The following is a 13,246-nucleotide window of genomic DNA, read 5'->3' as shown; positions in this document are numbered from 1 at the left end:
CAAAAAACTATCGGTACAGTTTAAACCTAACCGAGCACAACAGTGCGCCAGAAAAGGGCGCCCCGCACAAAAAAGCCGCACGACAAGCGCGCGGCTTTCTCTAGACACGCTTCGCTGTTACAGAACCATCGCCGCCAACCAGCCAAAAGCCAGCAAGGGCAGGTTGTAATGCAGGAAGGTGGGTACCACGGTATCCCAGATATGGTTGTGCTGGCCGTCGGCATTCAAGCCAGCGGTGGGCCCCAGGGTTGAGTCCGACGCCGGCGAACCCGCGTCGCCGAGCGCACCCGCGGTACCCACCAAGGCCACAATCGCCAGCGGGCTAAAGCCCAGCTGTACGCCAAGCGGCACGAAGATCGCGGCGATGATCGGCACCGTGGAAAAAGACGAACCGATCCCCATGGTCACCAGCAACCCCACCAACAGCATCAGCAACGCACCGATGGCCTTGCTATTACCAATGGCGGAAGACGAGGCATCCACCAGCGTCTGCACTTGCCCAGTCGCCTTCATTACCTCTGCAAAGCCGGCTGCGGCAATCATGATGAAGCCAATCATGGCCATCATTTTCATGCCTTCCGTAAATAGATCATCGGCTTCCTTCCAGCGCACCACACCGGAAACCGAGAAGATCACAAAGCCCGCCAGAGCACCGATGATCATCGAGTCCAGCCAAAGCTGGATGACAAACGCAGCAGCCACGGCCAGCCCCGCTACCAGTAGGCTCAACGGGCTATAGTGCGCACTGACCTGCTCGGTCTCGGCCACCCGCGACAGATCGTAGCTGCGCTTGCCGCGGTAACTGAAGAACACCGCCACCAGCAGACCGAACAGCATGCCCAAGGCAGGAATCAGCATTGCCTGGGTCACGCTCACCCCGCTGACATCCACACCGGCCTTGGCGACATTGGCCAGCAGAATGTCATTCAGAAAGATGCTGCCAAAACCTACCGGCAGGAACATGTAAGGTGTGATCAGGCCAAAGGCGAGCACACAGGCAATTAACCGGCGATCCAGTTGCAAACGGCTCAGTACATACAGCAGCGGCGGCACCAGTAGAGGAATGAAAGCAATGTGAATCGGCAGGATATTCTGCGAAGCCACGGCTACCGCTAGCAGCAGCACAATCATCAACCACTTGACCGCACCACCCTCGCCCTGTTGACGGCCAACAAGCGCCAACGCCTTATCAGCCAATGCATGAGCCAGCCCCGACTTGGCAATAGCCACCGCAAAAGCCCCCAGCAGCGCATAGGACAAGGCCACCGTGGCACCACCACCCAAGCCTTTATTGAAGGCAGCCAGAGCCCCCTCAACACCCAGCCCGCCCAATAATCCGCCCACCAGCGCGCCAATGATCAAGGCTACCACCACGTGCACCCGGCACAGGCTGAGCAGCAACATCACGGCGACTGCAGCCACTACTGCATTCATTCACCTTCTCCACGGAAATTGATCGCACCCAGGCAGAGAGCACGCAAGCCGCGCACTTTGCCGAAAGCTGTCCAGGCTGTCAAAACAGGCGTTTCAAATAAAAAACACGATGTGCAGCATTCAATGCTATCTATGGCACAGCAACTGCAGGAAAACACTCACTGCAGAGCCAGGGAACGGCGACACGGTGCCTGTGCCTCTCAAGCTTTATACGAGGCGCGCCGATAGCATCCCTAGCCGTAAATGAACAGAAGGCCCTTCCCATGCTCTTCAACCGTCTATCCATTCAGCTACGTATTACCCTGCTAGCCGGTCTGTGCCTGCTACTGATCGTCAGCTTGTTGGTGGTGGCGTCTGTCACCCAGGCCTCGCGCAATGCCAGCTTGGTCAGCCGCTCCAGCACAGAGATGCTTCAGGAGGCAGCACAACTACGCCTGACCGCCCGCGGAGAAGCCGAAGCACTGCAGGTACAACGCTACTTTGCCGAGGCTTATGGCTATGGCGAGGCCGTCGCCAGGGAAGTGTTGCTGCTCCGGCAGCAGGCCGGCAAACGTCAGGCCTCATCCGCAGAATTGCGCGCGGAGCTTACCGCACACATCCGTCAGGCCTTGGAGGCCAAACCCAGCCTGCTGGGCATTTATGCGGCGTTCGTGAACAATGGCCTGGATGGTGAAGATGCGTTGTTTGCCGGGCAAGAGTCTCTTGGCAGTAACGCTCAGGGGCGTTACTCCCCCTACTGGGCACAAAATGCCCAGGGCGAGCTAGAGCTCAGCGCCATGCAAGAAGATTCGCTCAACGACACCACGCCAGGCTTGAGCGGCGCCCCTTATAACGCCTGGTACAGCTGCCCGCTAAGCAGCCGCAAACCTTGCCTGCTGGATCCCTATATCGATGACACCAACGGCGTTAAGGTATTGATGACCAGTATCGCCTTCCCTCTCGTGGAGAGCGGCCAGGTTATCGGCGTTGTCGGCGTAGATATCAGCCTGGCCAGTTTGCAGGCACTTAGTCTGACCGCCCAACGCGGCCTGTTCGATGGCCAAGGCCACGTCAGCATCATCAGCCCAGCAGGCCTTTTGGCTGGACATACCCGCGATGGCACCTTACTCGGCAACAAGCTGGAACAAGCATTCCCCAATCAACAGCGCACACTGCTCGAACTGATGCAGTCCCGACGCCAAGACAGCCTGCAAGAGAATGGCTGGTTACAGGTACTGGTGCCTTTGCAGGCGGTTGCTGACAGCCAAAGTTGGGGAGTTCTCCTGGAAGTTCCGGAGCCTGTCCTCCTTGCCCCGGCACTTCAGCTCAAACAATCCATGGACAGCCTGACTGTCCGCAACACCTGGGTTTCCCTGCTGCTTGGGTTGGCAGCCGGCTTCCTTGGCCTTCTGCTGGTGTGGCTTACCGCACGAGGTGTCAGCCGGCCAATTCGCGGAGTCGCCGCCATGTTGCGCGATATCGCCAGTGGCGAAGGCGACCTGACGCAACGTCTGCAATATCCTCGCAACGACGAACTGGGTGAACTGGCCAGCTGGTTCAATCGCTTCCTCGACAAGCTGCAACCGATCGTCGCAGAAGTCAAAGGTACTGTACTGCAAGCCCGCGAGACGGCTGATCGCTCAGCCCAGATTGCCAGCCAGACCAGTGCCGGCATGCAGCAGCAGTACCGCGAAGTCGACCAGGTTGCCACGGCATTCCATGAAATGAGTGCCACAGCCCAGGATGTGGCACAAAGCGCCGCTCAGGCCGCCCATGCAGCACGCGGTGCCGACCAGGCCTGCGCTGAAGGAATGCAGGTCATTAACAAAACCACACTGAGCATTGAGCAACTGTCCTGTGAACTCAACGATGCCATGCAGGAAGTAGAAGCCTTGGCTGGCAGCAGCGAGAAAATTGGCAGCGTACTGGAAGTCATCCGCTCGATAGCGGAGCAGACCAACCTGCTGGCGCTCAATGCGGCCATCGAAGCCGCCCGCGCGGGCGAAGCGGGTCGCGGCTTTGCCGTGGTCGCCGACGAGGTGCGCAATCTTGCCAAGCGTACCCAGGACTCCGTTGAAGAAATACGCCAGGTCATCGAGGGGCTGCAAAGTGGTACGCGTGATGTGGTCAGCTCCATGCACAGCAGTCATCGCCAGGCACAGGGCAGCGTCGGCCAGGTCGAACAAGCTGTCGCGGCCTTGCAACGCATCAACCAGGCCGTCACCGTGATCAGCGACATGAACCTACAGATTGCCAGTGCCGCTGAAGAGCAAAGCTCGGTAGCCGAAGAGATCAACCGCAATGTGGCGTCGATCCGCGATGTCACGGAAAGCATCAGCGGGCAGGCTCGTGAGTCGGCACAGGTCAGCCAGGATCTGAACCAGCTGGCCAGCCAGCAGCAGGCTTTGATGGATCAGTTTCGCGTCTAATGGCCTTCAGGTGCGCCGCGACGGAATGGCCAGGCGCACCTGCAACCCGCCTAAAGGACTATCCAGCAGCTGCAGGGAAGCTCCCCAGCTTTCCGCAATATCCCGCACGATGGCCAAACCCAGACCATGGCCTGCCACCTGCTCGTCCAGTCGATTACCTCGTCCGAGCACCTCGGCACGCTTGTCTTCGGCAATCCCTGGACCATCATCATCCACACAGATCAGTAGCGCATCAACGCCCGGTGTCAGGCTTAACTCGACGCGCTGTCGCGCCCATTTGCAAGCATTATCGAGCAGGTTGCCCAGTAGCTCTAACAAGTCCTCCCGATCAACGGCCACACGCAAACCCTGAGGGGCTTGCCAAGCCAATTGAACCCGTTGCCCATGCACCATACGCAGCGTGTCCAGCAAGGCAGGTAGCTCGGCCGCACAATCAAAATGAGCCCCCGGCAATACATCTCCTGCCAGTCGTGCCCGCCCCAGTTCGCGCGCCATGCGCTGTTCTATCTGCTGCAGGTGCTCACGCAGTTCGGCCTGCAGCATGGGCTCCTGGACCAACGGCTGACGATGTAGCAAGTTGAACAGCACGGCCAGTGGCGTCTTCAGCGCATGGCCCAGATTACCCAACGCCGTCCGCGAGCGTTGCAAGCTTTGCTCGGTCTGCCGCAACAAGTCATTGACCTGCTGCACAAGCGGTAGCAACTCCACCGGGACCTGATCGTGCAACTGGGTACGCTGCCCCTTTTGCAACTGCCGCACCTGGCCACGCACCTGCTCCAAGGGGCGTAAAGCACGCTGCACGGCCCAGCGCTGCAGACACAATACCAACAGCAAGGTCATCCCGCCGATCGCGGCAAACAGCCATTGCACGCGCCGCAAGTTATACAGGACCGGGGTATAGTCCTGAGCCACGGTAATTACTAGCGATTGACCGAAGCGCTGATAATCACCCCGCCAAACCAGCAGACGCTGTTGTTGCGGTCCGTCGACAAGCTCCGGCTGCATAGCAGGCTGCTGCGCAACCGCCAACTGCGCATCCCACAGCGAGCGCGATCGCCAGGTGGTGTCAGCAAAATCAATACGAAAATAGCGCCCCGAATAAGGTCGCTGGAAAGATGGATCAATTCGCCGATCATCCAGCAGCAACCCTAGATGCCCTTCGCGCACTGCGCCGAGCAGGCTTTGTGCCTCATCTCGCAAATCGTTCTGCAAGTAATGGCGCATGGCGCTGTCGAACAGCCACAAGCTGCTTTTGATCAGCAACAAGCCAGCCACAAGGAGAATTCCCGCCAGGGCAATGCTCAAGCGACGCTGCAGCGAAATCACTTTGCCAGCCCCAGAAAGCGATAGCCCTGGCCGCGCCGTGTCTCGATGAGTTCACGACCCAGCTTGTCTCGTAAACGCTTGACATGCACCTCAATGACGTTGGACTCACGCTCACTTTCACCGTCATACAAATGCTCGTTGAGTTGGCTCTTGGAAAGCAATTGACCTGGATGCAGCATGAAGTAGCGCAACAAACGAAATTCGGCTGCCGTCAACTGAACGACTTCATCGCCGCGCAAGACCGCCTGGCGAGCCTCATCAAGCACAACACCTTGAACATCCAAGTGCGCCTGAACCGCAAGGCCATGCGCTCGCCGCAACAGCGCCTGAATGCGCAGAGCAAGCTCCTCAGGGTGAAACGGTTTACACAGATAGTCATCAGCCCCCGCTTTCAAACCATCAACACGCTCCGCCCACGAAGCACGCGCCGTAAGAACCAGTACAGGAGTCGTCAACCCAGCCGCACGCCACTCGCGCAATACCTGAAGCCCAGGCATCCCCGGAAGACCTAAATCCAGGACAATCAGATCATAAGGTTCGTGCTGGCCCTGCCAGAGTGCGTCACGACCATCCGCCAACCAGTCTACGGCATAACCTTGACGCCCCAAGTCAGCCAATAGTTCATCCGCGAGCGGCACATGATCTTCAACCAGCAACAAACGCATCAGTCCACCTCATCCTTGAGAATCCGCCCATCGCGCGCATCGATTTCCAGCTCACGCACTTCGCCGGAAGGCAGCAGCAACTCTACCTCGTACAACAAGCGCCCGTGCTCCTCCTCCAACTCAGCTTCAAGCAGACTCGCCAGGGGATAACGCTGCAGCGCCCTGTTCAACAACTGCTCCAGCGGCAGGATCGCGCCGCTTTCGCGCAGGCGTAGCGCTTCATCCTGATCGATATCACGAGCTACGACTGCACCACTGAGCGATACGGCAAGAATACATAGCACTAACTTGTTCACGGTTGCTCCCATAAAGAGTCTGCCAAGCCAGCATAACAGCCCTGGCTGAAATGAATCTTAATGACAGCGCATGATGTTCTATTCAGCTCACTACTACACCTTGGCCTGCGCTGGATGGCTCTTATAATCCGCAGTCCGTCGAGGAGAGCCCATGGTTGCCATCCATATTCCCTATGCAAGCCTGGAACTACGCGCAGGCCAACAAGCACTCAGCCACATCAGGCAGAAGGGGCTAAAGCCGCTAGATGTGGGCATCATCCCTGGTGCCGCGGGAGGCCCTAAAGGACTGGGCTTGCAAGGACTTGATCTCGCCCTGTTCGGCCATTGGTTCAACCAGCAACCCCGCGAACGGCAACTGATCGGTTCGTCAATTGGCGCCTGGAGAATGGCTTGTGCATGCCTGCCTGATCCGACAACAGGCATCCGTTTGTTAGGTGAGCTGTATACACAGCAGCACTTCCCGCGCGGCTCAAGCATGCAGTCAATCAGTCAAAGCTGTCGCATCATGCTCGAACAGCTTCTGCAAGGACGAGAAGCTCAGATACTGGCTAATCCTCACTATCGCTTGAATATCTTGCTGGTCAACAGCCATGGCCTGCTCAGCCATGATCACAAAGGCAAGCTGGCACTGGGGCTCAGCAGGGTCATTGGAGCAAACCTGCTCAATCGACAATACCTAAGCAAACATTTTCAACGCATCGTGATGCATGATCCCCGCAGCCTACCTCTGCTAAAGACGGATCATGACTTTGCAACGCGCCATCATCCCCTGACACCGGGCAATCTCCGTCAAGCTCTGCTGGCCTCTGGCTCCATCCCATTGGTCATGCAAGCCATTAACGAAATCCCCGGAGTCGGCAACGGTAGTTTTAGAGACGGAGGCCTGATCGACTATCATCTAGACCTGCCCTACGCCAACAATGATATTGTCCTCTACCCACATTTCAGCACCCGCATCATCCCCGGCTGGTTCGATAAAGGCCTGCCATGGCGCAAAGCAAACAGGCACAACCTGCGTAATCTTTTATTGCTTGCCCCTTCTCAGGAATATCTAAAACGTCTGCCACTCGGCAAACTGCCTGATCGCAGCGATTTCAAACGATTCCAGGGTAATGATGCGGCCCGACAACGCTACTGGCTTTCTGCGATAGCAGAAAGCCAGCGCTTGGGTGACGACTTTCTCGAGCTTTGCAATAGAGGCAAGTTGGCAGAGTACATTCAGCCCTTCTGAGCACAAACTGGTAAACTAGCCTTGTCACTCACAAGAGCATTCTCCGTGGAACTGTTCAAGGAATTTACCTTTGAAGCGGCACATCTCTTGCCGCACGTCCCTACTGGGCATAAGTGTGGCCGGCTGCATGGCCACTCTTTCCGTGTCGCACTGTATATCGAAGGTGATGTAGACCCTTATACAGGCTGGATACGCGATTTTTCGGAAATCAAGGCAATCTTCAAGCCCATTTACGAACAGCTTGACCACCACTACCTCAACGAGATTCCCGGACTGGAAAATCCAACCAGCGAGGTACTGGCCAAGTGGATCTGGCAGCAGGTTAAACCGCTACTTCCAGAGCTTTCCAGAGTGCGAATCCATGAAACCTGTACCAGTGGATGTGAATACCGCGGCGACTGACTGATGAAAGCCCGCCTTTTATGGACAATAAAAAGCCACCTACGGGTGGCTTTTTAGTAGGCCGGATATTTCCGAAAGTCAGCCTGGCAGCTTTTTCCCGCGCACAAAGAAGAAACCCCAGCCTCTTTCGAAGCTGGGGTTTCGTATAGGTGCTTGACGATGACCTACTCTCACATGGGGAAGCCCCACACTACCATCGGCGATGCGTCGTTTCACTTCTGAGTTCGGGAAGGGATCAGGTGGTTCCAACGCTCTATGGTCGTCAAGCAATTTTGTTGCTGTATCGTTTTGAGGCGCTACAGCGAATTGGGTATGTGATGTCTTGGTATTGCGTGTTCAGGCAAATTTTCGGTTTGTCGACTTCAACCGTCTAACAGCCAAATTGTTTGGGTGTTATATGGTCAAGCCTCACGGGCAATTAGTACTGGTTAGCTCAACGCCTCACAACGCTTACACACCCAGCCTATCAACGTCGTAGTCTTCGACGGCCCTTTAGGGAGCTCAAGGCTCCAGTGAGATCTCATCTTGAGGCAAGTTTCCCGCTTAGATGCTTTCAGCGGTTATCTCTTCCGAACGTAGCTACCCGGCAATGCCACTGGCGTGACAACCGGAACACCAGAGGTTCGTCCAACCCGGTCCTCTCGTACTAAGGTCAGCCCCTCTCAAATCTCAAACGTCCACGGCAGATAGGGACCGAACTGTCTCACGACGTTCTAAACCCAGCTCGCGTACCACTTTAAATGGCGAACAGCCATACCCTTGGGACCGGCTTCAGCCCCAGGATGTGATGAGCCGACATCGAGGTGCCAAACACCGCCGTCGATATGAACTCTTGGGCGGTATCAGCCTGTTATCCCCGGAGTACCTTTTATCCGTTGAGCGATGGCCCTTCCATACAGAACCACCGGATCACTAAGACCTACTTTCGTACCTGCTCGACGTGTCTGTCTCGCAGTCAAGCGCGCTTTTGCCTTTATACTCTACGACCGATTTCCGACCGGTCTGAGCGCACCTTCGTACTCCTCCGTTACTCTTTGGGAGGAGACCGCCCCAGTCAAACTGCCCACCATACACTGTCCTCGATCCGGATAACGGACCAGAGTTAGAACCTCAAGCATGCCAGGGTGGTATTTCAAGGATGGCTCCACGCGAACTGGCGTCCACGCTTCAAAGCCTCCCACCTATCCTACACAAGCAGGCTCAAAGTCCAGTGCAAAGCTACAGTAAAGGTTCACGGGGTCTTTCCGTCTAGCCGCGGATACACTGCATCTTCACAGCGATTTCAATTTCACTGAGTCTCGGGTGGAGACAGCGCCGCCATCGTTACGCCATTCGTGCAGGTCGGAACTTACCCGACAAGGAATTTCGCTACCTTAGGACCGTTATAGTTACGGCCGCCGTTTACCGGGGCTTCGATCAAGAGCTTCGCTTGCGCTAACCCCATCAATTAACCTTCCGGCACCGGGCAGGCGTCACACCCTATACGTCCACTTTCGTGTTTGCAGAGTGCTGTGTTTTTAATAAACAGTCGCAGCGGCCTGGTATCTTCGACTGGCATGGGCTTACGTAGTAAATACTTCACCCTCACCAGCGCACCTTCTCCCGAAGTTACGGTGCCATTTTGCCTAGTTCCTTCACCCGAGTTCTCTCAAGCGCCTTGGTATTCTCTACCCAACCACCTGTGTCGGTTTGGGGTACGGTTCCTAGTTACCTGAAGCTTAGAGGCTTTTCCTGGAAGCATGGCATCAACCACTTCGCATTCTAAAAGAACGCTCGTCATCAGTTCTCGGCCTTGATTTCCCGGATTTGCCTAAGAAATCAGCCTACCACCTTAAACACGGACAACCAACGCCGTGCTGGCCTAGCCTTCTCCGTCCCCCCATCGCAGTAACTAGAAGTACGGGAATATTAACCCGTTTCCCATCGACTACGCTTTTCAGCCTCGCCTTAGGGACCGACTAACCCTGCGTCGATTAACGTTGCGCAGGAACCCTTGGTCTTTCGGCGTGGGAGTTTTTCACTCCCATTGTCGTTACTCATGTCAGCATTCGCACTTCTGATACCTCCAGCAAGCTTCTCAACTCACCTTCACAGGCTTACAGAACGCTCCTCTACCGCGTCACTTACGTGACACCCGTAGCTTCGGTGTATGGTTTGAGCCCCGTTACATCTTCCGCGCAGGCCGACTCGACTAGTGAGCTATTACGCTTTCTTTAAAGGATGGCTGCTTCTAAGCCAACCTCCTAGCTGTCTAAGCCTTCCCACATCGTTTCCCACTTAACCATAACTTTGGGACCTTAGCTGACGGTCTGGGTTGTTTCCCTTTTCACGACGGACGTTAGCACCCGCCGTGTGTCTCCCATGCTCGGCACTTGCTGGTATTCGGAGTTTGCATCGGTTTGGTAAGTCGGGATGACCCCCTAGCCGAAACAGTGCTCTACCCCCAGCAGTGATACATGAGGCGCTACCTAAATAGCTTTCGAGGAGAACCAGCTATCTCCGAGCTTGATTAGCCTTTCACTCCGATCCACAGGTCATCCGCTAACTTTTCAACGGTAGTCGGTTCGGTCCTCCAGTCAGTGTTACCTAACCTTCAACCTGCCCATGGATAGATCGCCCGGTTTCGGGTCTATACCCAGCGACTAAACGCCCTATTAAGACTCGCTTTCGCTACGCCTCCCCTATTCGGTTAAGCTTGCCACTGAATATAAGTCGCTGACCCATTATACAAAAGGTACGCAGTCACCTAACAAAGTAGGCTCCCACTGCTTGTACGCATACGGTTTCAGGTTCTATTTCACTCCCCTCTCCGGGGTTCTTTTCGCCTTTCCCTCACGGTACTGGTTCACTATCGGTCAGTCAGTAGTATTTAGCCTTGGAGGATGGTCCCCCCATATTCAGACAAGGTTTCTCGTGCCCCGTCCTACTCGATTTCACTTCTAAGACCCTTTCATATACGGGGCTATCACCCACTATGGCCGCACTTTCCAGAGCGTTCTATTAAAGTCAAAGAAGCTTAAGGGCTAGTCCCCGTTCGCTCGCCACTACTAAGGGAATCTCGGTTGATTTCTTTTCCTCAGGGTACTTAGATGTTTCAGTTCCCCTGGTTCGCCTCACACACCTATGGATTCAGTGTGTGATACCTGACTTATGTCAGGTGGGTTCCCCCATTCAGAGATCTCCGGATCAAAGTCTGTTTGCCGACTCCCCGAAGCTTTTCGCAGGCTACCACGTCTTTCATCGCCTCTGACTGCCAAGGCATCCACCGTATGCGCTTCTTCACTTGACCATATAACCCCAAGCAATCTGGTTACTGTCTATAACGTGAAGACGACATTCGCCGAAAATTTGCATAGAGAACACGCAAATTTTACCTTGACTCGACATGCTGCCAGTGAAAGCAACACATCGGTCTACTTCTATCACATACCCAAATTTTTAAAGAACAGTTCTGGCGCAAAGTCCAGAACTCAACATCCAAGCCATTAAGACCAGATGCTCAGTTCTGAGCTTTCAGCGATTAGAGTAAATGGTGGAGCCAAGGAGGATCGAACTCCTGACCTCCTGCGTGCAAAGCAGGCGCTCTCCCAGCTGAGCTATGGCCCCTTCGATTGGTGGGTCTGGGCAGATTCGAACTGCCGACCTCACCCTTATCAGGGGTGCGCTCTAACCAACTGAGCTACAGACCCAATCGTACTCTCGGGTCTAAACCCAATCGCTTTTCGCAAGTGAATCAAGCAATTCGTGTGGGAACTTATGAAGAAGCTGTGTCTTCGATTAAGGAGGTGATCCAGCCGCAGGTTCCCCTACGGCTACCTTGTTACGACTTCACCCCAGTCATGAATCACTCCGTGGTAACCGTCCCCCCGAAGGTTAGACTAGCTACTTCTGGAGCAACCCACTCCCATGGTGTGACGGGCGGTGTGTACAAGGCCCGGGAACGTATTCACCGTGACATTCTGATTCACGATTACTAGCGATTCCGACTTCACGCAGTCGAGTTGCAGACTGCGATCCGGACTACGATCGGTTTTATGGGATTAGCTCCACCTCGCGGCTTGGCAACCCTTTGTACCGACCATTGTAGCACGTGTGTAGCCCTGGCCGTAAGGGCCATGATGACTTGACGTCATCCCCACCTTCCTCCGGTTTGTCACCGGCAGTCTCCTTAGAGTGCCCACCATAACGTGCTGGTAACTAAGGACAAGGGTTGCGCTCGTTACGGGACTTAACCCAACATCTCACGACACGAGCTGACGACAGCCATGCAGCACCTGTGTCTGAGTTCCCGAAGGCACCAATCCATCTCTGGAAAGTTCTCAGCATGTCAAGGCCAGGTAAGGTTCTTCGCGTTGCTTCGAATTAAACCACATGCTCCACCGCTTGTGCGGGCCCCCGTCAATTCATTTGAGTTTTAACCTTGCGGCCGTACTCCCCAGGCGGTCAACTTAATGCGTTAGCTGCGCCACTAAGTACTCAAGGTACCCAACGGCTAGTTGACATCGTTTACGGCGTGGACTACCAGGGTATCTAATCCTGTTTGCTCCCCACGCTTTCGCACCTCAGTGTCAGTATCAGTCCAGGTAGTCGCCTTCGCCACTGGTGTTCCTTCCTATATCTACGCATTTCACCGCTACACAGGAAATTCCACTACCCTCTACCGTACTCTAGTCATGCAGTTTTGGAGGCAGTTCCCAGGTTGAGCCCGGGGATTTCACCTCCAACTTACAAAACCACCTACGCGCGCTTTACGCCCAGTAATTCCGATTAACGCTTGCACCCTTCGTATTACCGCGGCTGCTGGCACGAAGTTAGCCGGTGCTTATTCTGTTGGTAACGTCAAAACAGCAAGGTATTAACTTACTGCCCTTCCTCCCAACTTAAAGTGCTTTACAATCCGAAGACCTTCTTCACACACGCGGCATGGCTGGATCAGGCTTTCGCCCATTGTCCAATATTCCCCACTGCTGCCTCCCGTAGGAGTCTGGACCGTGTCTCAGTTCCAGTGTGACTGATCATCCTCTCAGACCAGTTACGGATCGTCGCCTTGGTGAGCCATTACCTCACCAACTAGCTAATCCGACCTAGGCTCATCTGATAGCGCAAGGCCCGAAGGTCCCCTGCTTTCTCCCGTAGGACGTATGCGGTATTAGCGTTCCTTTCGGAACGTTATCCCCCACTACCAGGCAGATTCCTAGGCATTACTCACCCGTCCGCCGCTGAATCAAGGAGCAAGCTCCCCTCATCCGCTCGACTTGCATGTGTTAGGCCTGCCGCCAGCGTTCAATCTGAGCCATGATCAAACTCTTCAGTTCAATACTGATTGGGTTTTGAGAAAACCCTAAACTTGGCTCAGCAATCGCAAAAAACTCTCGAATTCACGAGTGTTACTTGTGATACTGATAATCTTGCGACATCAGTCTTACTCCACAAGCACCCACACGAATTGCTTGATTCAATTTGTTAAAGAGCGTTTCGATCAAG

General features: G+C 55.0%; 7 protein-coding genes, 2 tRNA genes, 3 rRNA genes and 1 pseudogene. 4 read left to right on the top strand and 9 right to left on the bottom strand.

What is annotated here, in order from left to right; all coding sequences use genetic code 11:
• Positions 1–117: 117 nt before the first annotated feature.
• Positions 118–1,434, bottom strand: coding sequence for a Na+/H+ antiporter family protein (locus CW360_RS06890; protein WP_101193191.1), 1,317 nt, complete (start codon positions 1,432–1,434; stop codon positions 118–120).
• A gap of 263 nt (positions 1,435–1,697) precedes the next feature.
• Here CW360_RS06890 and CW360_RS17295 point away from each other — a divergent pair.
• A pseudogene (locus CW360_RS17295) lies at positions 1,698–2,984 on the top strand (methyl-accepting chemotaxis protein); the annotation flags it as partial.
• 102 nt (positions 2,985–3,086) lie between these two features.
• A complete protein-coding gene (locus CW360_RS17290; RefSeq protein ID WP_425439750.1) occupies positions 3,087–3,842 on the top strand; it encodes a methyl-accepting chemotaxis protein in 756 nt (251 codons plus the stop codon).
• Between the two features lie 6 nt (positions 3,843–3,848).
• Here CW360_RS17290 and CW360_RS06880 read toward each other — a convergent pair whose 3' ends face one another.
• From CW360_RS06880 to CW360_RS06870, 3 genes are read right to left on the bottom strand one after another with little or no spacing between them, the layout of a single operon-like run.
• Entirely contained in the window at positions 3,849–5,168 is a 1,320-nt protein-coding gene (locus CW360_RS06880) for an ATP-binding protein (protein ID WP_101193189.1), read from the bottom strand.
• Positions 5,165–5,833: a response regulator transcription factor gene (locus CW360_RS06875; RefSeq protein WP_101193188.1), complete on the bottom strand. Its 669-nt coding sequence runs from the start codon at positions 5,831–5,833 to the stop codon at positions 5,165–5,167. Before CW360_RS06875 ends, CW360_RS06880 begins: the two co-directional genes overlap by 4 nt.
• Positions 5,833–6,141 carry a PepSY domain-containing protein gene (locus CW360_RS06870; RefSeq protein ID WP_093987243.1) on the bottom strand — a complete coding sequence of 103 codons (309 nt, stop codon included), beginning with the start codon at positions 6,139–6,141 and terminating at the stop codon, positions 5,833–5,835. Before CW360_RS06870 ends, CW360_RS06875 begins: the two co-directional genes overlap by 1 nt.
• A 139-nt stretch (positions 6,142–6,280) precedes the next feature.
• Between CW360_RS06870 and CW360_RS06865 the strand changes: the two genes are divergently transcribed.
• On the top strand, positions 6,281–7,360 hold the full coding sequence (locus CW360_RS06865) for a patatin-like phospholipase domain-containing protein (protein WP_093987242.1): 1,080 nt from the start codon (positions 6,281–6,283) through the stop codon (positions 7,358–7,360).
• A gap of 45 nt (positions 7,361–7,405) precedes the next feature.
• Entirely contained in the window at positions 7,406–7,762 is a 357-nt protein-coding gene (gene queD, locus CW360_RS06860; protein WP_093987241.1) for a 6-carboxytetrahydropterin synthase QueD, read from the top strand.
• Between the two features lie 151 nt (positions 7,763–7,913).
• Here the strand turns inward: queD and rrf are convergent.
• The 5 genes from rrf to CW360_RS06835 all read right to left on the bottom strand — a co-directional run bounded on the left by rrf (position 7,914) and on the right by CW360_RS06835 (position 13,077).
• Positions 7,914–8,029, bottom strand: a 5S ribosomal RNA gene (rrf, locus tag CW360_RS06855).
• Between the two features lie 130 nt (positions 8,030–8,159).
• Positions 8,160–11,051: ribosomal RNA gene (locus tag CW360_RS06850) — 23S ribosomal RNA — on the bottom strand.
• Between the two features lie 241 nt (positions 11,052–11,292).
• Positions 11,293–11,368 (bottom strand) — tRNA-Ala (locus tag CW360_RS06845).
• Positions 11,369–11,374: 6 nt separating this feature from the next.
• Positions 11,375–11,451 (bottom strand) — tRNA-Ile (locus CW360_RS06840).
• An 89-nt stretch (positions 11,452–11,540) separates the two neighbouring features.
• Positions 11,541–13,077, bottom strand: a 16S ribosomal RNA gene (locus CW360_RS06835).
• Together the 16S, 23S and 5S rRNA genes with 2 tRNA genes alongside form the textbook arrangement of a ribosomal RNA operon.
• Positions 13,078–13,246 lie beyond the last annotated feature (169 nt).

This window comes from Pseudomonas fluvialis, from assembly GCF_002835605.1.
GTDB classification, from domain to species: Bacteria; Pseudomonadota; Gammaproteobacteria; order Pseudomonadales; family Pseudomonadaceae; genus Aquipseudomonas; species Aquipseudomonas fluvialis.
The sequence above is the reverse complement of the archived record's forward strand: the minus strand, read 5'-3'. Positions and strand labels throughout refer to the sequence as shown.